Origin of the sequence: Acinetobacter modestus, assembly GCF_014636095.1 — a bacterium.
Taxonomy (GTDB): domain Bacteria; phylum Pseudomonadota; class Gammaproteobacteria; order Pseudomonadales; family Moraxellaceae; genus Acinetobacter; species Acinetobacter modestus.
Map to the genome: position 1 here is coordinate 320,903 of NZ_BMDV01000002.1, position 21,788 is coordinate 342,690.

Consider the following 21,788-nt stretch of genomic DNA (forward strand, 5'->3'; position numbering starts at 1 on the left):
GAAAAATCAAAATACCACTTGGATAAAGTGATATGTAAATGTGGTCTAAATTACTGAGTCCTGTTTTAGATCCTAAAACAGTGACTCTAAAACAAAGGGACTATTAGCTTGCCACAAATCCTCGATTTGTGTAAAAAATAAGCGTAACAATAGTTAAATATTTGTTACAGCCTACTTTCAAAAACAAAAAAACCAACAATGCGCTTATGTGTTAGAAGCACAGTTCGTTTAACGATTTTATTGTCTATAAATAACGAGGAGTAAGTGGGTTAAGCATTCGTGGCGCGTATCATACCACTGTCTGCGAAAAAGTGAGCAAATTAACTGCACTTTTTTTTATTTTTTTGTCATTTTTTTATGCTTTTAAGGTTGTACAATTTCTAAACTATAATCATCGAAGCTATTTTTACTCTTTGGCACTGTAAATTCGAATCTAAAAGGGCTATTCGTTGGGATTCTTTGGATGCTTTTTAAACTATCCACTAAATAATCCTGTGGCTTTAGAGTGATATCGGTGATGACTTCTCCATTTTCTTTTAGAATCACTTTAATAGAGGGGATCACAAGACTATCTTTGTGACGGTTTACTAATACACCCGTGAAGCTTGTTTCATCTTTTCCTACACGTTTAATTTTTATTTTTTCAAAACTAAGAAATTTATATTGTTCATTCTTTATTTTGCACGTTACTACACTGCAAGCATAGTTAAAGATGCGATTCAATGCTGGACTATCATGCATGAGTTTTGGATTGAACCATAAAATCTGAAAAGCAAAAACTAGAATTAATGCAATATTGCCTAATCCCCACAATGTGTAATAAAGCCAGCCATGTTGTTTATGATTTTGTTCATGGTCGATTAATAAGTTATCTTCTGATAAGTTCAAATTAGGCAATGCCGTAACAGGTTCAGTATTAAAGTAATTTAAATTATTTAAATAAGTCAATAAATCAATATTTGAGTTCTCAATTTTCTGATCAAAAATACTCAAAATTTGCATTTGCTTCTCAGCAAAAGAACTATCGGGTTGAATCGAAGAAAATAATGAACGATTTGGTGGTGTTAGGGCTGTGTCAGCCGTTTCAGAATCGATTAGATTCGTTAATGCATTAAAATTAATGATACATTTTGGGCAACAAACCATGCCCTGTGCAACGCTAAGTTGTGAAAGGGTTACTTTATACACGGTTGAGCATTTAGGGCAGCGGGTTTGTTTTTCACTCATAAGGAACAAATTTCTCAAATTGTTGTTTTACGTTTTCCTGAGATGCGACACCAGTTCTCTTCACGTTTTTCGATCTGTAATATATCAAAAAATTCAGAGTAAACACTAGAAACATCAGCAACTTGCTCTTCGATTACACCAGCAAGTGCGAATTCACCCTCATTTTTCAATAAAGTTGAGAATTCAGGCGCAAGTGCCATTAGCGGTGCCGCTAAAATATTCGCGACAAGTATGTCCGCTTGTTGTTGTTTGAATTCTTGCTCAAACTCTTCAGGTAATCCTACATAAAGACGCTCAAGTACACCATTTAATTCTGCATTTTGTTTTGTAGCCAATACTGCTTGAGGATCGATATCAGTGGCATAAACTTTTTTAGCACCAAGCAGTAAAGCTGCAACGCCTAAAATGCCTGAACCACAGCCGTAGTCAATGACGATTGTATCTTTTACGTCGGTTTTACCCAACCACTGTAGGCACAAGAAAGTGCTTGCATGGTTACCTGTACCAAAAGCAAGACCTGGATCAAGTTTAATATTTGTTGCATCAGCTTCAGGTGGTTCTAACCACTCAGGTACGATCCAGTATTTCTCGCCAATTTGGATTGGTTCGTAATAGTCCATCCATGCGCGTTCCCATACTTGATTTTCTAAATATTCATGACGCATCGGAACGTTAGGAAGTTGCGCCTTGAGGAAAGCTTCTAAGGTATCCACATCGATAGGATCATCTTCTTCTTGTTGATAAATTCCAGTAACAATAACTTTATTCCATAGTGGCGTTTCACCCGGTAATGGTTCAAGAAGTGCCTGATCTTCAGCATCATCCAAAGTCACACTCACAGCACCTAAAGAGAGAAGCAGTGTTTCAGTAAGCTCAACTTGATCTTGATCAACGGTAATATGAATTTGTAGCCAGTTCACAGGAAAACCTAAGTAAATGTATTTGGGGTTATTGTAATAGATTCAGTTTGCCTAAAGGGATTATAAAATAGGCAGATTACAATTTTAAGATCTTTTTTTTTTGAATTTAGTGTGTTGATCACATCAAATACGATAAAAGAATGCGCTTACGTCACATTCTTTTATCATTTTAAATATTTATAACTTTCCTATTTGCACAAATCTATGGTGTTTGTACTGAACTTACTGGACGAGGTGCGGACTGAGTTTCTGAAATTTTGCTTTGAGTTTCAGGTGTCGCGTTGTTAGCAGGTATCGGTGGCTGGAATGCTAGTTTTCCAGCTTCATTCGGTTCACATGTGCCGTTATAAACAACACCTTTATAAGCAAAAGAAACCATATCACCTTGTTTTTTGCTTTTACAAACTTGTTGATACTTTTGAGTTTGAGCATCAACAGTCGATTTAGCATTTACTTGTGCAGTTACAGCTAAACATAGGCTACAAAGAAACGATGAAATTAAAAGCTTTTTGTTCATATCATTTTCCTAAAGTATTTTATGCATTAACTAGAATAAGAAATTCATTCAATAAAACAGTGGTGATCAGGTTAATGATTGTGTGGCGCTTTGTTAACCATAGAAGAAAAATGCAACAGAAGGTTTCTTTTTGTGTGTTTTGTATACAGCTCATTGATTTCTAGTGAATAAGAATATTGACAGTTTTTGTCAACTTAATATGAAAAATCCTGTATAATACTCTGTCATTTTTTGAATACACATTTACCACTATGCACTATCCTAAAGTTTACGACGTTATCGTAATTGGTGGCGGTCACGCTGGTACGGAAGCAGCGCTTGCTGCTGCTCGTATGGGAAGACAAACATTATTGTTGACGCATAATATTGAAACTTTGGGGCAGATGAGCTGTAACCCTGCAATCGGTGGTATTGGTAAATCACACCTTGTCCGCGAGATCGATGCACTAGGTGGTGCAATGGCACTTGCTGCGGATAAAGGTGGTATTCAGTTCCGTATTCTAAATTCTCGTAAAGGTGCGGCTGTACGTGCAACACGTGCACAGGCTGACCGTGTTCGTTATAAAGCTGCAATTCGTGATACTTTAGAAAATCAAGCGAATCTGGATATTTTTCAACAAGCTGCGGATGATTTGATTGTTGAAGGCGATACCGTTAAGGGTGTTGTGACTCAAATGGGCATCCGTTTTGATGCTAAAACTGTGGTATTGACGACAGGTACTTTCTTGGGTGGTGTGATCCACGTTGGTCTACAAAACTCAAGTGGTGGTCGTGCGGGCGATCCACCGTCAATTGCATTAGCTCATCGTTTGCGTGAACTTAAATTGCCAGTAGGTCGTTTAAAAACAGGTACGCCGCCACGTATTGATGCGCGTACTGTTGATTTCTCTGTTATGACGCCACAGCCAGGTGATTTCCCATCGCCTGTAATGTCATTTATGGGTGATGCATCTATGCATCCTGAACAGGTGAATTGCTATATTACCCATACAAGCGAAAAAACCCATGAAATTATTCGTGGTGGTCTAGATCGTTCACCTATGTATACGGGTGTAATTGAAGGTGTAGGTCCGCGCTATTGCCCATCAATTGAAGATAAAATTCACCGTTTTGCTGATAAAGATTCACATCAAGTGTTCTTGGAACCAGAAGGCTTGGATACACATGAACTTTATCCAAACGGAATTTCGACTTCTTTGCCGTTTGACGTACAGTTCAATTTAGTTCGTTCGATCCGTGGTATGGAAAATGCGCATATCTTACGTCCGGGCTATGCGATCGAATATGATTATTTCAATCCACAAGCATTGAAATTTACACTTGAAACCAAAGCGATTCAAAATCTGTACTTTGCTGGTCAAATCAACGGTACCACAGGTTATGAAGAAGCGGGTGCACAGGGCTTGCTTGCTGGTTTGAATGCTGCACGCCGTGCGTGGGAACAAGAAGAGTGGACACCAAAACGTGATCAAGCTTACATGGGCGTATTGGTTGATGATCTGATCACGCTGGGTACTAAAGAGCCGTACCGTATGTTTACCTCGCGTGCGGAATATCGTTTGATGTTGCGTGAAGACAATGCCGATCAACGTTTAACGTCTATTGGCCGTGAGCTTGGTTTAGTGGATGATGAACGTTGGGCTGCATATAGCGAAAAAATGGAAGCTGTTGAGCGCGAAACTTCTCGTTTACAGCATTTGTGGGCTGCGCCAAACAATCCAATGGGTAAAAAATTCGTTGAAATGACGGGTGCTGATCTTAGTAAAGAATGTAGTGCGATTGATTTGTTGAAACGTCCAAATATCAATTTCAGTCAAATTGCAGAATTAACGGGTTCTGAAGTTTCAGAGCAAGTGGGTGAGCAAATCGAAATTGCGGTGAAATACGAAGGCTATATTAATCGTCAGCATGAAGATGTTGCACAATTGAAACGTCTAGAAGAAACCCGAATTCCTGCTGATTTTGAATATGATGGGATTTCAGGTTTGTCACGTGAAATCACCTTGAAGTTAAAAACAGTTCGTCCAGAAACTTTGGCACAAGCTAGTCGTATCCCAGGTGTGACTCCCGCAGCAGTACAATTATTGATGATCACTATTCGCAAAAATAATATGGCGAAGAAATCAGCATAATTCTTGTATAAAGTTACGTGTTAAAAATACCCTCTTATTATAAGAGGGTATTTTTTTAATTTTTATGATTTTGTTCTTAACCATTTATCTATGGGAAATTGAATGAAGAATTGGCTCATTTTATTTATCGCAATTGTTGCTGAAGTTGTTGCTACTTCTGCTTTAAAAAGTAGTGAAGGGTTTACTAAGCCGATTGCATCTATAGTTGTGATTCTTGGTTATATGATTGCATTCTATTGCTTATCTTTAACCTTAAAAATAATCCCTGTCGGTATTGCTTATGCAGTTTGGTCGGGTGTAGGAATTGTTTTAATTACCACCGTGGCATGGTTTGTATTTGATCAGAAGTTAGATGTTTGGGGAATTATTGGGATTGTACTGATTATGAGTGGTGTATTGATTTTAAACTTATTGTCGAAAACGAATTCTCATTAATCAAATAAGAAACCGAGCTGATATTTGCTCGGTTTCTAACTCAAATTTTATAAATCAAAATTAACGTCCAGCAAAATCAAATACACCATTTAAAGTAATTGACTGGTTGATTGTGTCAAATTGATTTTCTTCATAAAATAAATTTGTATTTTTAAATGTGATACTTGTATTTTTATCATCGTAAGATATTCCTTTACATGATTTCTTGGCATCGCATGTAAAAGTATATCTAAAAACTGTAAGCACATTAGAGTTAGGAGCGGCTCTCAAATCGTATTCATGAAAGCTAACTTTTTCAATTTGTTTATTCTTTATCTCAACATCGATAAAATCATTACCAAATTTCTGTAAGTTATGATTAGCGACATCAAAATATTGTGCAGGAACTTGAAAATCTGAATATCCAAAATCTTCTTTTTTGATAGGGCTAATTTGTAGCTTTGTATGGGGTTTATTTACCTTCACGAAACCATTTAATTCGCGGTATGTAGAAGGACAAGTATCTAACAATGGTAGGTTTGGAGTTAAAAGAGCATCATTTGTATGCTTATATCTTGTCTGATCAAATGTTAAAGTAATATCATTTGAGTTTTCAGTAACCGTAATAGATGATGGTGATGCATAAATATCGCTTATCTTCGATATGCATGCACCAGATAAACCGCTTAATGTTTCTGTTCTAAGTATAGTAGAGGGTGGGAACTTATCATTTAATGTTGTAATGAACTGGTCCAATTTTAAACCAGTATCAAAATTATTTTCTGTATAAGTGTCGAAAGAAATTTGTTTCAAAATAGGATCGTATATAACTGCTAATGGCATATTTTTTTGTTGATTTATTAAGAGATTTGACACGCTTGTTTTTCTAATATCTTCGAATGTTTGAGGCAAATTAGATAATGAACCTGCTAGCTTTCCATTTAAAGTGATGAAACTTTTGATTGTATTGGTTGAATCAGTTAGGTTTGAAGTGGATAGTTTTGCATTATGAAACGTAAGCTCGCTATAACCTGTTTTATCATCAAAGTTAATTTGAATGTTTTTGCAAGCATCATAAAAAAATTCACTACAAGCATACTGCATAGACCCTACTTGTAATTCACCTATTTTAGTTGGACTACTTTTAATTGAAGCGCCTAATATTTCTTTGAGTATCGGATCGTATTTGACATACAAAGTTTTACTTACATCATTTTTATCTAAATTATAACTAAAAATAATTGAAGATTTTGATTTTTCAAAATGATGCGTAACTGAATAAGCATTTATATTATCATCTTGATTGCTCGTTCTTCCTGCAATCTGAATGACTGGGTCTGAATCTTTTTGTAAAGTTAAATCACTTTTAAACTCAGTTGTGAAGGTTGCAGGGCTAGTCGAATTATTTTCTTTAGATTGATGATTATCACTACCACAAGCAGATAGTATTAATGATGTAGTTAAGACAGCGACACTCGATTTAATATTTAACATTGTTAGTTTTCTACTAGGATTATTTTGTAGCAGAATAATATCGATTTATTATTGTGTTTAAAAGCTCCCAGATTAATAATTTTTAAAGCCTAATCGTAGTGATTAGGCTTGTTTATCCTCAATAAAATAAAATTTACAAAGCGATTTCAATCCCTTGTTTTAAATTCTGCTGATCTAGTTGAGTATTAGCATCAATTTTTGCATAGGCTTTAGGTAATACACGGCGAGCAACACGATTCACTTTTTTTTCTAACCATAATGGCATTTTGATGGCTAGAGGGTTTGTTTCCGTATGCGATACATCAGTTAAAACACGCGTTCCCATAATATAATCGAACCAAGGTTTAGTGACGCACCAATTCGCATTTTGGTTGCTGGTCATGTGATGATCATAATGCCATGGAATTCGTTTTTTTGCATATTCTGGATCTAAGTGTGATTTGGCATGAACTTTCCAATAATTCCAAATGCCGTAATACAAACCAGCAGTAAAGAAGGGGGCAACAGGCAGAAAAATAGTTGATGCTGCTGCTAGACCGATAAGTGCCGATTTCTCATTATACATTTCAGCATTTTTAAACATGGATTCTGCATAACCTTCGTCATGAAAGTTATTCAAACGAGCACGCTTATGGTGAGCAATATGAGTAAAAAAAGGACTATTTCTATTTTTACTTGGAAATTCATGTAACCAAACTTTATGAAAATACCATTCCATACCATTTGCAACAAAGATACCTACAGGGAAACCAATCATGTTGAATATACCGAATAAAACATGCATCGAATTTTAGAAAAAGAAAAAGGAAATGTTTTGACCGCTCTGACAGTTTTAATCTGCCTATTAGATCAAATTATTTTTGTTTTCTTTGGCGATAAGCTGTTGGTGTTTCCCCAGTCCAACGTTTAAATGCTCTAGAAAAGGCTGATGGTTCAGAAAATCCTGTTAAGTAAACAATTTGATCAATATTCTCTTGTGTCTGAGACAATAAGCGTCTTGCTAGACGTTCACGATAACCCGCAATCACTTTTTCGTAGCTAGTATTAAGTAAATGTAAATCAGCTCTTAAGCTGCGAGCGCTACGATTTAAATGTTTAGCAACGATATTCTGGTCAAATTCCCCTGATTCTAATAGACCACTTGCCAGAATTTTTTCTATTTGTTCTATGAGTTTGTGTTTATTGAGGAGTTCAAGTTGAGATTTTGCATGGTGTTCATGGATTTTTAATAATTCAGGTTCGTAGGCAGGGGAAGATTGTCCTAATAAGTCATTATTAAATTCAATATAACCTTCGATTTGTCCAAGTTTGACAGGACAACCCCATGTTTTAAAATATTCTTCTTGTGTTGTACCATCAAGATATGGCAAACCAATTTCAATCGGTAAAAAAGTATTTTCACTCATATATTTAAAAAAATTGAGTAAAATTCCAATCGCACATTCTAAATAATGTCGAATTGGATGGTTAAGACCAGAAATAATTGCAGTCGTTTCATTTTTGAATAAAAGCTTAAATGACATTGCGTCTGTCAATAATGCTTGATATCGAATGGTTCGTTTCAAACCATCCCCAAAGGTTGGGCTACTTAAAAAAAGATATTCAATTACTTGTCCGCGAAATGCAGGCACATTCGAACCTACATGCAAACCAATATCTGAATCTTGACTAATTTCTGCTGCTGCTTGCCAAAAACGCGATTGAGTTGAGTTATCGCGGCGAACGAATTTGTCTGGAGGTTGATCTGGTAAATGCACACTAGCAAAAATGGCTGCGGCATCTAAATTCATCTTCTGCATGGTTTGATAAACCATCCATAAAAAAATACCTGCATCACTGGTTTTCTTTGAAGTCATAAAACAAAGTAACTGAACGTTTTAAAACAATATACTATTTTTATTTTAGAAGTGGATGCTATTTTATTATAAAAGAAAAGGGCACTTACACTAAGTGAAGTGCCAGAATAATATATTATTCAGTTACTTCAACTGTAACACTATACGTGTATGTTTGAGTAACAGGTTGTTTGGTATTGTCACTATTCGCTTCTGGATAACTCGCTGCAATTAAATAAATACCAGCTTCATTAAATTTAATTTCAAGCTCACCTTTAGCGTTAGTTTTCACGTGCGGTTGTTCACGTTTAGCATTTGGTTGATAGCTGCTCGCACCTTTAAATACATCAACTTCTAAATTTGGTACAGGTTTTCCATCTATTAAAACTTGAGCTTTTAATGACTCACCAGCGTACAGTTCATTGGGATGAGTTAAAAACTTAAACTCAAAACCTTTATTTTCAATTTGTGGAATTGGGCTAGGTTTACCCTTGGTCACAAAGCTTTCAGCAAGATAATAGTTTGTTGTTTGAAGTGTTTTTGCACTAGCTGGGATTTGATCCTCTGTCACAAAACGTGGTGGTTGGCTTGCTTGCTGAGGTGCTTTTTGTTCAGCATTTGCTTGAGGTTGCATAGGTGCAGCATTTGCAGGTCGTGATGGACGAACACGTAACCAACGCCCATCAATTTGAGCATATTTAGTTGGATTACCAGTCGCTTCTTTTGTGCGAATGCGATAGGTACCATCATTGGTTAAATTGAATTCAGCGATATTAAATTTTTTAAGTTCAGCTGCTGCATTGAAAGATTCAGTTTTACCTTCAGGCGTTGTGACTTGATAGCTGGTTTTAAAATTTCTACTTGGGACAAAGAATTTTTCTACTGTAATACCACTTTGAAAGCTCACACTGTCAGATTTGCTATCGAAGACTTCAGGCAGTAAAAATGGGCTGGCAGTATGAGCAAAACTCAAGGTTGGTAACAGCGCGAGTAATCCAGTCGTAATCAAATGACGCATGAAAAATTCCTTAAAAGAGAAATATACAAAAATGCAAAAGATTTGCCACAATCTACTTGATAACGAGTATCAATTGCAATATCATTTCGATAAATTTTTAATCGTCATGTTCAAAAACTAAGTTGATGATTAAAAAGTTATTCCTCTCTTTTAACTTAATTTTTAATTCAGCTTAATATTATTGATTTTATTGAAAAATTTGATCAAATTATATCATAGTCTAAGTTAAGTGTTGAGACAGAAAGAGAAGAGCATTACTTTAATTGAGCGACCAGTAGATTTTAAGTAAATCTTGGAAAATGGAATCCCCGTATGTCATCAACTCAACAAATTTTTCGTCCAATACAGATAATTTTTCGTTTATCTCCGTTGATGGCTGCGTTAACTGTTTTGATGTCCCCATTTACGGTGACTCAAGCAGATGAACTAAGTATAAATATAAAAGATGCACATCAATTATCCGCGCCAATCCAATTACCAAGTTATCGTTTTCATCAAGATCATGTATTAGGCACATCTTTAGATGTTGTTGTCACTACATCCCAGCAACAAGATGCAGAAAAAGCTTTACAAGCAATTCAAACAGAAATTGCGAGGCTTGATCAGATTCTTTCTGTTTGGCGTGATGATAGTGAAATTAGCCAATTAAATCGTGAGCAGCAAATTTCGGCTTCATCTGAGCTTTATGATGTTGTCGCAGCTTGTGAACAGTGGCGCAGTGCAACGTGTGGCGGTTTTGATGCACGTTTGGGGCAATTGATTCAATTATGGGAAAATAGCAATCAAGTCCAACGTTTGGATGACAACACTCAAGAATCTTTATTACGACAGTTACAAACGCAAAGTATTGAACTGAATCCTGTAACCAAGCAGATTAAAACAACATCGGCTATTAAAATCGCACCTGATGCTTACGCTAAAGGTTATGTAATTGATCGGGCTTTATTAGCAGCTAAACAAGCAGTGCCACATTTACAAGGTATTCTGATCGATATTGGCGGCGATATGCGTGTTTGGGGGCAATCACCTCAACAAGCGGGTTGGAAAGTTGGTGTACAAGATCCGAATGAACGTTTTGATAATGTTGCACCAACTCAAGTACTCAACCTTAAAGATCAAGCTATAGCTTTTAGTGGTCAAGGCTATCGTGGGTTCACAAATCAATCGCATTTGTTAAATCCACATACAGGACATCCGATTCAGAACGTTGAACAATGTGTTGTGGTTGGACAATGTGCAGCCGATTCAGATGCTTTAGCAACAGCATTAACCGCAATGCCTGCGCATGAAGGGATGCAACTGATTGAACAACTCGTCGGTTATGAAGCTCAACTTGTTGCAACTGATGGTACACGTTATCAAAGTTCAGGCTGGTCATCATTATTAGATGCCAATCAACCTAAAACAATGCGTCATGTAGCTGCAACTGGTACAGCAACAGCTTGGCCAAAAGGCTACCAAGCTCAGTTAGAAGTGAATATTCCAAAGATTGCAGTAGACAACTACCGTGCACCTTATGTGTCAGTTTGGGTTACAGACAGTGATAAAAAGATTGTGCGTACACTGGCTGTCTGGGGTAAAGATGAGAAGTGGATTAACTCTAACTATGTTTGGTGGCGTCGATATGGTCGTCAAATGCCAAACTTAGATGCTGTTGCAAAACCTTCACGTCAACCAGGACAGTATAAGTTGGCTTGGGATGGTAAAGACGAAGCGGGTAAAATAGTGAATGCAGGTAAATATATCATTCATATTGAAACCTCACGTGAGCATGGTGATCATTCTTATCAAACCATTGAGTTGAATGTCACACCAAAATCAGCGACACAAACGCTTCCTGCTCAAGCAGAAATTGGTACAGTTAAACTGAATTTCCAACGTGGTGCTTAATTTTTAGTATCACTCCATCTATGAGGCTAGTCCCTTGTATCAACGCCGTGATTTTTACCGCCATGCACGTTATGTGCATGGTTGGCTTTCTGCCTTTGCCTTTATCGTTTTGATCTTCTTTGCTGCCACAGGTCTATTTCTCAATAATCCTGATTGGTTTAAATCAAAGAATGAAGAGCAAACGACCACATTCACTTTGCCACCAACACTAGTTAAGTCTCTGCAAAAACAAGAGAATCCAAGTCAAAGTATTGTTGAATATGTTCGTACAAAACAGCCTTTGATTGGCCGCTATAAAAGTAGCGAAGTGATGGATGGTGAAGTCATGATTCGTCTCGAAAGCCCAGCAGGTTCAACAGACTTATGGGTGTTGCTCGACAATGGTGATGTTGAGATAACGCAGAAACCAGCCACTACGGTTTCATTATTGAATGATCTGCATCGTGGGAAAAATGTTGGAACAGCTTGGCATTGGTTAATTGATATTAGTGCGATCATCATTATTTTATTATCGTTGGCAGGTTATATTCTGTTCCTGACCATTAAAACCCGTTTAGTGATACATCTGCTTTTAACGGCATGTAGTTTATCGGCAATTATTTTGCTCATTTGGTCTGCCATTTAAGGGTGAAAGGATGACTCAAGCTGTACTGACGATTATTGTGATATTGGCAATATTATTGAGTCTACATCTCTTTATCATCGTTTGGTTGTTATGGCAACAACGTCATGTGAAGCAAAAAGCCAAGCAAGATCATCCTGCTTATTTGGTGGTGTATGCAAGTCAATCGGGTCATGCTGAATCTTGGGCAAATCACACCGCCGAACAATTGCGTTTAATTGATCATCACACTGCAATTCGAAATATTCAAGAACTGAGTATTGCTGATTTAATGCAACATCAACGTATTTTATGGGTGGTGAGTACCTATGGCGAAGGGGATGCACCTGATGCTGCCCAGCCATTTGTGCATAAAATATTGTCCCAATCTTTAGATTTATCGCATTTATCATTTGCAGTGCTTGGATTGGGTGATCAACGTTACTCGAATTTTTGTCAGTTTGGGAAAACACTAGAACAATGGTTATTGAAGCAGCAAGCTCAAGCTCTATTTCCGACGGTCTGTGTTGATCAACTTAATAGTCGTGATTTAGAACAATGGTTGCTTGGCTTGGAGCAGTTAACCACCATTCAATTTTCTGCGCTATCCATTGAAAAAGAGCGTATAGAATTAAAGTTTGCTCATCGCCAATGCCTGAATAAAGGCAGTATTGGGGAAGCAATTTATAAAATCCAATTGATTTCTGAACAAGATTTAGTTTGGTCATCAGGCGATATTTTAGAAATTCAATGTGAAAATAATACGACTGATATTCAGAATTTTTTAGTAGCGCAACAGCAAGAAGATGCAGTGGATTTCATTCCTCAACTGCGCTGCTTAAATTTAAGAAAATTACCTCCTCGTGCATCACTTTCATTTGCTGAATGGATTACACAATTTGAATCCTTAGCTCAGCGTGAGTATTCGATTGCAAGCTTACCTGAAAACGGTTTAATCGAATTGGTGGTGAGACAGCAACAGACTGTATCAGGTTTAGGACTAGGCTCAGGTTGGTTGACGGTGGGGTTGGAGCAAGACCAATTGCTGCAAGCCAATATACGTCATAATCCAAGTTTCCACTTAGTTCATGATGAACGACCACTGATTTTAATTGGCAATGGTACGGGAATCGCAGGTCTAGTTGCACATTTACGCCAACGTGAGCATTGGGGATATAAAAATAATTGGCTAATTTTTGGTGAAAGACAGCAGCAGTTTGATCATTTATATCAAACAGAAATTCGCTATTGGCAGCAGCATGGTTTTCTGGAGCATGTGGATTATGCTTTTTCACGTGATCAAGCTGAAAAAGTCTATGTTCAAGATTGTCTAAGAAAACAATCAGTTAAATTACAAGCATGGATTGCACAAGGCGCAGCGATATATGTCTGTGGTAGTTTACAAGGCATGGCGAGCGGAGTGGATCAAGTTCTAAAAGAGATTCTAGGACATGAACAGGTAGAACTGCTTAAGCAGCAACAGCGTTATCAACGTGATGTGTATTAAATCTTTGGATTAATCAGATTGGGCTAAGACCAGTGCTTTAATCTTGTCAGCTTTTTCAAAATGATCAAGTTGATGTTCAATGATCCACCAATGGGCAGCTTCCATTAAGCATTCAGGATCATCATTTTTATTGGCAAAGAAAGCATAAAAAGAAAGTCCGACGTTACTGCCTTTTTTTGCAATTTTTTCATCGCAGACCTGTAGGATTTTGGCTTTGAGTTCGGCTCTCATATTATCCTTTATTCATTAAAGAAAATAATATGCAGATCATAGCATTCCCAATATCGAAAATTCTCATAGTTAGATTTTTAATATCTATTTTGAAATCTAAAAAACCAGCTATTTTCATAGCTGGCTTTTGTTAATCATGAATCAACTTAGTCTAGGCAGAAAAGTTAGAACTTTTTCTCAACAGAGAATTGGAAACTCGCCATACCTTGATTTGTTCTTGCTTGATATAAACTACCGTCAGATTGATTGGTCAGTCGTTCTTTATAATCTGTACTGAGTAGATTGTTGAGATTTAAACTTGCTGCCCAGCCACCAGTGAAACGTTTGGTTGCACTGAGGTCTAATCCAAAACGTTGATTGGTTGTTCGATCATAAGGCTGACCATCTAAGCCACGCGTAAACTCAGGCGTATAACTTAGATTCATACTGGTAGAAAGCTGCCAAGGCTTAAAGTTATAAGATAAACCTGCACTTGCATTGTATGGGGCAACATCGCGGACTAAACGCTCATTGTGTTGTTCATCTTCAACTTTTGCACGAATCGTTGATATTTGCCCATTCAGCATAAATGAATGACCTGCATCCGTTTGTTTCAGCGCATAACGTCCAGACAATTCAACACCATAGGTCGTTGCTTGATTTTGGTTTTGTGGACGTTCAACATAACGTGAACCTTCAAGCGCAATCACCCTTTCGATGTAATCTTTAATTTCGCGATGATATGCAGTTAAACTCATACCACCATTCGCTGAGTCATATGCCAGAGTTGACTCTACAGCACTTGTTTTCTCTGGTTTTAAGTCAGGATTACCGCCGCGATCAGGATTATTCAATGAACCAGCATCGCTATCTGTAGAAACAGTTACGTTTGGGATTAGACGATCAGTTTTTGGGCTGTTAAATGCTTGGCTCAGGTTGGTTTGAATCGACCATTGTTCGGTTAGATCAAAACGATAAGCAAGTACAGGGCTAAGATGTTGGTCCTGATAATCAACTAGACCAGAGCGATTTAACCATTCTTGGCGCGCGCCCAACGTAATCGTTTGTCGATCTGTGAAACGCCAGCTTCCCTCAGCATATAAAGCATAACGTTGCTCATCTAAACTATTGCTCACATTACTGTCTAAATTACTACTCCGTGTATCAACACCAAATTTGATTTGACGAGTCGGATCTAATTTACGCATCCCATCATAAGCGAGACCATATTCATGAATGGTTTCATCTGTATAAATGTTATTTTGAGGTGAGCGGGTGAGTTGAGTTTCGGTTTGACGTTCAACTGATAGTCGAATCTTATCGCTTAAGTCTTTGTCTTTTCGTTCATAACGTGTATTTAAACGAATGCTATCATTCTTATCATCTTGCGTTTGATTGGCTGAATAACCATCCATTTTGATGTTGCGATAGAATAATTCGGCAATCAATTTTTGTTGATCATCGAGATCGTATTGCAAGCGAGGTGAAAACATTTGCATGCTTCGATTGACCGTGCGCGATTGTTCACGTGTACCCGCTGATGTTTCTGTTTTGGTTAGGGATGTGTTATCAACCCACATTTGATTTGCAGAAACACTATATGACCATTGATTTTCACGACCATCAGCTTGTAGGCTGATTTTTTGTTCGCTCTTTGATTGTTTCTCAGAATCCTCATACTTACCATAACCTACTTTTATCGAGCCACTGATACGACTATCGAGAGGTTCTTTCAAAATAATATTGATAACAGCTGATGACGCAACAGACGCTTGAGCAACACTTGGCTGCTTTACGACTTCAATTCGTTCAATCATTTCAGGGGTAATCGTGTCAATAATAGACATCCCGCCACGTGGTCCACCTTGCACAGGTTCACCATTGATAAGGAATGTCGGACCAGCTCCGCCACGGAAACGCATTCCAGAAGCGCCACCACCACCGCGTGGACCTTGTCCTGGTGTCGGAAGTTGAAATCCAGCAGCTCTACGCAATGCATCCATGACGGATTGATCGCCGTACTGTAGCATTTCATCACGGGTGATTATGGTTTTAGGTACAGCACTTATATCATCATCTTTTGGTTTTTGTGGCTCTGCTGATGCTTTAAACGATAGGGTAGGTAAAACCTGCGTTGCCGCTTCTGTAGGTGTTGTTATGTTGCTATCAGCGGCGAAAACTGAAGTGCTGATACTCAGTAATGCCGAGCTAAGTACACTCAATTTCCCAGAATAGAGTGGATATTTCATTCAAGTACCCCAAAAAAGATCAAATTATTTTGTGTGTAGCCTAATGTAAAATTGTGTAGAAAAATGGAATTTAGCTTAAATAAGCCTCAGATTTAAAAAATATTTTTTAATCAGTTATGCTCTATTAAAGAGCATTATTTTATAAAAATTGACTGCTAAATAAGCTGAGATAAAGAATTTATGTAAAATATGGTGAAAATAAGAATTATTTTCATTAATATTGTATTGTTTTTTATATTTTAAGTTTTTCTTAATATTTGTCTGATTTTTTGTTTGGAATTCTTATGACATCTCGATATGTTACGCTCTCTCACAAGCCTATTTTTAGATTTAGTGCATTAAGCTTAATGCTCTTACAAGCGCAGTACCTATTTGCCAACGAGAACAATACTCAGACTGCGGTTATGCCAACGATTAAAATTGAAGCAATGAGCGAGCTTGATCCAATTAAAAGCTATATTGATTATGAACAAGCCAGTGTGACTCGGAATGGGCTAAAGAAAAAAGATATTCCTCAAACGATTGATACGATTGATGTTCAGAAATATAAAATCTATGGTGCAAATGATTTAAGTGTGATGTTACAGGGAACACCTGGGGTATCAACGAACTATGACATGCGTGGAGATGGCATCAACTTGCGCGGATTTAATGCGGATACAGGCGATATTTATCGTGATGGTGTGCGTGAAAGTGGTCAAGTTCGCCGTAGTACTGCAAATATTGAGCGTATTGAAATATTGAAGGGTCCAGCATCTGTTCTTTACGGACGTAGTTCAGGCGGTGGGGTGATCAATATGGTGAGTAAATTTGCCAACTTTGATTCCAAAAGTTCAGTTGGTCTTTATACAGGCTCTTATGACAATTACGGTACGACAGCTGATTTAAACCAAGTGCTTACAGATAATCTAGCTGTACGTTTGACTGGTGAATATGGAGAGTCAAATAGTTTTCGTTCTGGGATCGAAAATAAAATTGAAATGCTCTCGCCAAGCTTTACTTATAAAAATGATGATGGTCTAACGTGGACGATGCAATATACCTACGACAAACTACATCGTGTGCCTGATCGTGGTCCATCATTTTCTGCACTACCACAGGGAACTTCAATCAAAACAGGTTTTGCGCAAGAGGGTGACTACGTAAATGATGTTTTACAAGTTGCTCGTTCTGATTTGAATTATGAGTTTGCGCCAAAATGGAATTTTCACTGGGCTGTGAGCTACCGAGAGGCTCAACAAAACTTTGATCATTTCTATTTGGGAGGGCTTTGCACTACTGAAAATACAGTGATTTCAAATGCGGGTTCATGTAAAGGACATGTCGGTGAAATTTCGCAGATTTATTATTGGCAGCAAACCAATAACAAAACCACCAGTAACACTTTTGATATACGTGGAGAATTTGATACAGGACGGTTAAAACATAATGTATTGATTGGTGCTGATTGGACATATGAGCAGCGAGAACCACTTTTAGCGAATCAGAATAAAAATGGCTCAGCTATATATGGCTATGTTAATCCAATTACAGGAGAACGTAGTAGTTCTCGAGGTACAGGTGATTTAACAATTAGAACTCACAACTATAACCAAAATGAAGCTTATGGTTTATTTGTTCAAGACCTCATTAGTTTTAATGATTATTTTAAAGTGATGTTAGGTGGTCGCTATGATTATTTTCGATCTGAAACAACCAATCGTCTGAAGGCTAGTGATGCTCTAGACTATCATCGTAGTATCGATGGCGAAAGCTTCAGTCCGAATGTTGGTTTTATTTGGCAACCGATAGAGAGCCAAAGTTTTTATGCTTCCTATAGCAAAAGCTTCGCACCTTTTGGTGGGCGTGTCAGTGTTAATGTGGTCTCAGGAGATAGCAAGTTAAATGCTTTTGATGCGAAACCACAATATAACGAACAATACGAAATTGGGGTAAAAAGTGATTGGCTTGATGATCGTTTAAATACTCAGCTTTCTATTTATGATATCCGTAAAAATAATATTCGTTACCAGCCTGATTCAGTAAACAAACCAGAAGAATGGGTTGTGGGAGGACAGCATCAGTCTAAAGGGGTAGAGTTTAGCTTTATTGGACGTGCTTTAGATAACTTGTTTGTACGGGGAGGCTATAGCTATATGGATACAGAGATTTCTAAAGACAATAAAGCTGCCAATGTTGGTAAAGTACTCAATAATACTCCACGCCATACTGGAAACTTATTTATACGCTATTTACCAGTCGAGAAGATCTATGGTGAAATTGGCGCAACTTACGTTGGTGATGCGAAGATATATTCAAATGGCAATTTAGATAATACGCCTATCGATTTTCAAGGATTCACGCGTTTAGATGCTGCAATTGGCTATAGTGCTGATCCATGGAATGTCACGATTGCTGTAAATAACCTAACCAATAAAGACTATTGGCGCTCAGAGTCAATGCCTGGAACGCCACGTAATGTTCTAGTTCGATTGAATTATCAGTTTTAAACTTGTTTAAATCGCATATGAGTAAAAGCATCTTTAGTTAAACTAAAGATGCTTTTTTATTTGATTTTTTGATAATAATCCATCTTTAATTTTACCAAATGTTATAAAAAATGCTTAAATTTCAAGCTATCTTATTGAATTATATAAAATGCAATTGCATTAAGAATATAAATAATTTAAGATTTATTTGGATGAAAAATGTACAAAATTAATTCATAAATAATCATATAATTGTGACTTATTTTTAATTTGTGATTATTTAATGTTAACTAGTTCTCGTTTTTGTTTATTTTTGTTAATATTCAAGAAAAGCATACAATAGAGATAATAATAATGAAGATATTCCTTCCATTGCTTGTTGTTTGTTCGATTGTCGTTTTGGGTTACGCTGCATATGTAGATGCCCAAGATAAAAGACGCCAAGAGCTCATGAAAATTGTAAATGATGCGGAACATAGTTTGCATGTGATCCAGAATAATCCTAATTATACCAAGCATACACATTTGTCATCGTATAAGAACAATCAATAGTCATTGATATTAAACAATAATTATTGCAATTCAGTGTATGTGTCTTTGTTGGATGTATGATCACTAGGCTTTTTTTGATTTGAAGCCATCAAGTTTTGCTTAGAATCTGTTAAAATATTTACCATTAAATAAAAAGCTGCATCTCGTTATGCAGCTTTTTACATTTTGATAGCGGGTCACATTTATACATCTTGTTGGTGTCACAAGCATTCGGCTGGCATATAGATTGCTTTGTCGTTGTGTATGCCATTTCGCAAATTCAAAAAAGATTGAAATGCAAGAGTATAGATTTCAAGTCCTAAGATCTCAGATTTTAACAGGTGCTATGTTATGACAACGCCTAATGCTTCGGTTGGTGTTTTAGAACGCTTATTTAAATTAAGTGAGAACAAAACCAACTTCAGAACAGAAGTTCTAGCGGGTGTAACTACATTTTTGACAATGTGTTACATCATTATTGTAAACCCACTTATTCTTTCCGAAACTGGAATGGATCATGGTGCCGTGTTTGTTGCAACCTGTTTAGCTGCTGCTATTGGTTGCTTGGTAATGGGGATTGTTGCTAATTATCCAATCGCACTTGCACCGGGGATGGGCTTAAATGCGTATTTTACCTATTCGGTCTGTTTAGGCATGGGTGTACCTTGGCAGACGGCGCTTGCGGCTGTTTTTGTTTCAGGTTTAATCTTTTTGGCAATCAGCTTTTTTAAAATTCGTGAAGCGATTGTCAATGCCATTCCTATGTCGCTTAAATTTGCGATTGGCGGGGGTATTGGTTTATTTCTTGCTCTCATTGCGCTTAAAAATGCAGGTATCATTGTAGATAACTCAGCCACTTTAGTGGGTTTAGGAAATATCAAACAACCAACAGTTTTATTGGCTTTATTTGGCTTTTTAATGATTGTCGTTTTACACCAGTTTAAAATTCGTGGTGCGATCATCATTAGTATTCTTGCTGTGACTGGAATAGCGACAGCTTTAGGTTTAAATGAATTTAAAGGAGTTGTTGGACAAATTCCATCGATTGCACCCACCTTTATGCAAATGGATTTTGAAGGTCTATTTACTGCAAGTATGATTGGAGTGATTTTTGTCTTCTTTATTGTCGATTTATTTGATAGTACAGGGACTTTAGTTGGTGTATCACACCGTGCAGGTTTACTACAAGATGGTAAGTTACCTCGTTTGAAGAAAGCACTATTCGCTGATTCAACAGCAATTGTTGCTGGAGCAGCATTAGGTACTTCTTCAACTACGCCTTATATTGAATCTGCATCGGGTGTTGCTGCGGGTGGTCGTACGGGTTTGACTGCCGTTGTCGTTGCATTCTTATTTATTGGCTGCTTATTCTTGGCACCGTTAGCTCAATCTGTTCCAAGTTTTGCAACAGCTCCTGCATTATTATTTATCGGTGTGTTGATGATTCAAGGAATCACACATATTGATTGGGATGATATTACAGAAGCAGTGCCTGCATTTTTAACGATTGTATTTATGCCATTTACGTATTCAATTGCAGATGGTATTGCAATGGGCTTTATTAGTTATGCATTAGTAAAATTATTTACAGGCAAAGCAAAAACAGTTCCTTACATGGTTTGGATTATTGCTGCACTGTGGGTATTTAAATTTATTGCATTTGGTGGTTAAGCCATTTAAAAGTTATTGATAAAACCTTTAGAGGGTGTACCGAACAGGCAACACCCTTTTTTATTTAGACGTGGAGTTAATATGAATCAAGTCGAGCTGATTCGTGCTTTACCCAAAGCCGAATTGCATGTGCATATTGAAGGGACTTTTGAACCAGAACTAATGTTTGCAATTGCACAGCGTAATCAGATTCAGATTCCTTATCAATCAGTTGAGGAAGTAAAGCAAGCCTATAACTTCCATAATCTTCAATCATTTCTTGATATCTATTATGCTGGTGCGAACGTGCTGGTGCATGAACAAGATTTTTATGATCTGGCTTGGGCATATTTCGAGAAATGTGCTGAAGATCGTGTAGTGCATACAGAGATGTTCTTCGACCCACAAACACATACTGAGCGTGGGGTTGAATTTGCAACGGTACTGGCAGGTTTAAAGCGTGCTTGTAAAGATGCTCAAGGAAAATTAGGGATTAGTTCTCAATTAATCATGTGCTTTTTGCGTCATTTAAGTGAAGAAAAAGCATTTGAAACACTTGAGCAAGCCTTGCCATTTAAAGATGACATTATTGCAATTGGTTTAGATTCAAGCGAAGTAGGGCATCCTCCTTCGAAATTTGAACGTGTTTTTGCCAAAGCACGTGAAGCTGGTTTCTTGATTGTGGCGCATGCAGGTGAAGAAGGCCCACCAGAATATATCTGGGAAGCTTTGGATTTACTCAAAGTAAACCGTATTGATCATGGTGTTCGCTCAGAAGAAGATGAGCAGCTAATGGTGCGTTTAATCGCAGAAAAAATGCCATTAACAGTTTGCCCTTTAAGTAATTTAAAGCTTTGTGTTGTCAATGACATGGGTGAGCATAACATCCGCCGTTTATTACAAAAGGGTGTGCATGTTACTGTAAACTCGGATGATCCTTCATATTTCGGTGGTTATATGAATGATAACTTTGTAGCAATTCAGCAGGCTTTAGATTTATCGAATGATGAGCTTAAGCAACTTGCAATTAACTCTTTTGAGGCATCCTTTATTTCTGATGATGAAAAACAGAAATGGATTGCAGAAGTGAAAAAGATTTAAATGTAAAAAAACCGCGTTAAGCGG

At 37.2% G+C, this 21,788-nt stretch carries 18 protein-coding genes; 9 read left to right on the forward strand and 9 right to left on the reverse strand.

Annotation, left to right across the window (positions count from 1 at the left end):
- Nucleotides 1-363 precede the first annotated feature (363 nt).
- The 3 genes from IEV17_RS05595 to IEV17_RS05605 all read right to left on the reverse strand — a co-directional run bounded on the left by IEV17_RS05595 (nt 364) and on the right by IEV17_RS05605 (nt 2,664).
- Nucleotides 364-1,227 carry a DUF3426 domain-containing protein gene (locus IEV17_RS05595; protein WP_004661300.1) on the reverse strand — a complete coding sequence of 288 codons (864 nt, stop codon included), beginning with the start codon at nt 1,225-1,227 and terminating at the stop codon, nt 364-366.
- A 14-nt stretch (nt 1,228-1,241) separates the two neighbouring features.
- Nucleotides 1,242-2,147, reverse strand: a complete 906-nt coding sequence (gene prmA, locus IEV17_RS05600) for a 50S ribosomal protein L11 methyltransferase (RefSeq protein ID WP_004661303.1) — start codon at nt 2,145-2,147, stop codon at nt 1,242-1,244.
- A gap of 202 nt (nt 2,148-2,349) precedes the next feature.
- Nucleotides 2,350-2,664, reverse strand: coding sequence for a hypothetical protein (locus IEV17_RS05605; protein WP_004661306.1), 315 nt, complete (start codon nt 2,662-2,664; stop codon nt 2,350-2,352).
- A 251-nt stretch (nt 2,665-2,915) separates the two neighbouring features.
- Between IEV17_RS05605 and mnmG the strand changes: the two genes are divergently transcribed.
- Complete coding sequence (gene mnmG, locus IEV17_RS05610; RefSeq protein ID WP_004661307.1) at nt 2,916-4,796, forward strand: tRNA uridine-5-carboxymethylaminomethyl(34) synthesis enzyme MnmG; 1,881 nt, start codon at nt 2,916-2,918, stop codon at nt 4,794-4,796.
- Between the two features lie 102 nt (nt 4,797-4,898).
- Nucleotides 4,899-5,231 (forward strand): DMT family transporter, encoded by a 333-nt coding sequence (locus IEV17_RS05615; protein ID WP_004661309.1) that lies wholly within the window; start codon nt 4,899-4,901, stop codon nt 5,229-5,231.
- A 60-nt stretch (nt 5,232-5,291) separates the two neighbouring features.
- Here IEV17_RS05615 and IEV17_RS05620 read toward each other — a convergent pair whose 3' ends face one another.
- The 4 genes from IEV17_RS05620 to IEV17_RS05635 all read right to left on the reverse strand — a co-directional run bounded on the left by IEV17_RS05620 (nt 5,292) and on the right by IEV17_RS05635 (nt 9,557).
- Nucleotides 5,292-6,704 (reverse strand): hypothetical protein, encoded by a 1,413-nt coding sequence (locus IEV17_RS05620; protein WP_004661310.1) that lies wholly within the window; start codon nt 6,702-6,704, stop codon nt 5,292-5,294.
- Nucleotides 6,705-6,837: 133 nt separating this feature from the next.
- Nucleotides 6,838-7,461: a sterol desaturase family protein gene (locus IEV17_RS05625; RefSeq protein ID WP_004661313.1), complete on the reverse strand. Its 624-nt coding sequence runs from the start codon at nt 7,459-7,461 to the stop codon at nt 6,838-6,840.
- Between the two features lie 97 nt (nt 7,462-7,558).
- Nucleotides 7,559-8,560 (reverse strand): AraC family transcriptional regulator, encoded by a 1,002-nt coding sequence (locus tag IEV17_RS05630; RefSeq protein ID WP_004661314.1) that lies wholly within the window; start codon nt 8,558-8,560, stop codon nt 7,559-7,561.
- A gap of 115 nt (nt 8,561-8,675) precedes the next feature.
- On the reverse strand, nt 8,676-9,557 hold the full coding sequence (locus tag IEV17_RS05635; protein ID WP_004661316.1) for a DUF4198 domain-containing protein: 882 nt from the start codon (nt 9,555-9,557) through the stop codon (nt 8,676-8,678).
- 312 nt (nt 9,558-9,869) lie between these two features.
- Here IEV17_RS05635 and IEV17_RS05640 point away from each other — a divergent pair, with 312 nt between their 5' ends.
- Genes IEV17_RS05640 through IEV17_RS05650 form a run of 3 tightly spaced genes read left to right on the forward strand, consistent with a single transcriptional unit; the run spans nt 9,870 to nt 13,555 of the window.
- A complete protein-coding gene (locus IEV17_RS05640; protein ID WP_004661318.1) occupies nt 9,870-11,447 on the forward strand; it encodes a DUF2271 domain-containing protein in 1,578 nt (525 codons plus the stop codon).
- A gap of 34 nt (nt 11,448-11,481) precedes the next feature.
- Nucleotides 11,482-12,072, forward strand: a complete 591-nt coding sequence (locus tag IEV17_RS05645) for a PepSY-associated TM helix domain-containing protein (RefSeq protein WP_004661319.1) — start codon at nt 11,482-11,484, stop codon at nt 12,070-12,072.
- 10 nt (nt 12,073-12,082) lie between these two features.
- Complete coding sequence (locus tag IEV17_RS05650) at nt 12,083-13,555, forward strand: sulfite reductase subunit alpha (RefSeq protein WP_004661321.1); 1,473 nt, start codon at nt 12,083-12,085, stop codon at nt 13,553-13,555.
- Between the two features lie 9 nt (nt 13,556-13,564).
- Here the strand turns inward: IEV17_RS05650 and IEV17_RS05655 are convergent, their stop codons facing one another.
- Nucleotides 13,565-13,786, reverse strand: coding sequence for a DUF6500 family protein (locus tag IEV17_RS05655; protein WP_004661322.1), 222 nt, complete (start codon nt 13,784-13,786; stop codon nt 13,565-13,567).
- A 164-nt stretch (nt 13,787-13,950) separates the two neighbouring features.
- Nucleotides 13,951-16,014 (reverse strand): TonB-dependent receptor plug domain-containing protein, encoded by a 2,064-nt coding sequence (locus IEV17_RS05660; RefSeq protein ID WP_004661324.1) that lies wholly within the window; start codon nt 16,012-16,014, stop codon nt 13,951-13,953.
- 284 nt (nt 16,015-16,298) lie between these two features.
- On the opposite strand from IEV17_RS05660, the gene IEV17_RS05665 reads away from it, so the two are divergent.
- The 4 genes from IEV17_RS05665 to IEV17_RS05680 all read left to right on the forward strand — a co-directional run bounded on the left by IEV17_RS05665 (nt 16,299) and on the right by IEV17_RS05680 (nt 21,764).
- Complete coding sequence (locus IEV17_RS05665; protein WP_004661325.1) at nt 16,299-18,503, forward strand: TonB-dependent receptor; 2,205 nt, start codon at nt 16,299-16,301, stop codon at nt 18,501-18,503.
- 333 nt (nt 18,504-18,836) lie between these two features.
- Complete coding sequence (locus IEV17_RS05670; RefSeq protein WP_004661327.1) at nt 18,837-19,034, forward strand: hypothetical protein; 198 nt, start codon at nt 18,837-18,839, stop codon at nt 19,032-19,034.
- Between the two features lie 330 nt (nt 19,035-19,364).
- Complete coding sequence (locus IEV17_RS05675; protein ID WP_004661328.1) at nt 19,365-20,684, forward strand: NCS2 family permease; 1,320 nt, start codon at nt 19,365-19,367, stop codon at nt 20,682-20,684.
- An 81-nt stretch (nt 20,685-20,765) separates the two neighbouring features.
- A complete protein-coding gene (locus IEV17_RS05680) occupies nt 20,766-21,764 on the forward strand; it encodes an adenosine deaminase (protein WP_004661329.1) in 999 nt (332 codons plus the stop codon).
- Nucleotides 21,765-21,788 lie beyond the last annotated feature (24 nt).

Bases quoted from the DNA above. Each gene is read 5' to 3' on its own strand.
- IEV17_RS05670 (WP_004661327.1), top strand. From the start codon at position 18,837: ATGAAGATATTCCTTCCATTGCTTGTTGTTTGTTCGATTGTCGTTTTG.
- IEV17_RS05640 (WP_004661318.1), top strand. From the start codon at position 9,870: ATGTCATCAACTCAACAAATTTTTCGTCCAATACAGATAATTTTTCGT.
- IEV17_RS05605 (WP_004661306.1), bottom strand. From the start codon at position 2,664: ATGAACAAAAAGCTTTTAATTTCATCGTTTCTTTGTAGCCTATGTTTA.
- IEV17_RS05675 (WP_004661328.1), top strand. From the start codon at position 19,365: ATGACAACGCCTAATGCTTCGGTTGGTGTTTTAGAACGCTTATTTAAA.
- IEV17_RS05630 (WP_004661314.1), bottom strand. From the start codon at position 8,560: ATGACTTCAAAGAAAACCAGTGATGCAGGTATTTTTTTATGGATGGTT.
- IEV17_RS05660 (WP_004661324.1), bottom strand. From the start codon at position 16,014: ATGAAATATCCACTCTATTCTGGGAAATTGAGTGTACTTAGCTCGGCA.
- IEV17_RS05620 (WP_004661310.1), bottom strand. From the start codon at position 6,704: ATGTTAAATATTAAATCGAGTGTCGCTGTCTTAACTACATCATTAATA.
- IEV17_RS05595 (WP_004661300.1), bottom strand. From the start codon at position 1,227: ATGAGTGAAAAACAAACCCGCTGCCCTAAATGCTCAACCGTGTATAAA.
- IEV17_RS05680 (WP_004661329.1), top strand. From the start codon at position 20,766: ATGAATCAAGTCGAGCTGATTCGTGCTTTACCCAAAGCCGAATTGCAT.
- IEV17_RS05615 (WP_004661309.1), top strand. From the start codon at position 4,899: ATGAAGAATTGGCTCATTTTATTTATCGCAATTGTTGCTGAAGTTGTT.
- mnmG (WP_004661307.1), top strand. From the start codon at position 2,916: ATGCACTATCCTAAAGTTTACGACGTTATCGTAATTGGTGGCGGTCAC.
- IEV17_RS05625 (WP_004661313.1), bottom strand. From the start codon at position 7,461: ATGATTGGTTTCCCTGTAGGTATCTTTGTTGCAAATGGTATGGAATGG.
- IEV17_RS05655 (WP_004661322.1), bottom strand. From the start codon at position 13,786: ATGAGAGCCGAACTCAAAGCCAAAATCCTACAGGTCTGCGATGAAAAA.
- IEV17_RS05635 (WP_004661316.1), bottom strand. From the start codon at position 9,557: ATGCGTCATTTGATTACGACTGGATTACTCGCGCTGTTACCAACCTTG.
- IEV17_RS05665 (WP_004661325.1), top strand. From the start codon at position 16,299: ATGACATCTCGATATGTTACGCTCTCTCACAAGCCTATTTTTAGATTT.
- IEV17_RS05650 (WP_004661321.1), top strand. From the start codon at position 12,083: ATGACTCAAGCTGTACTGACGATTATTGTGATATTGGCAATATTATTG.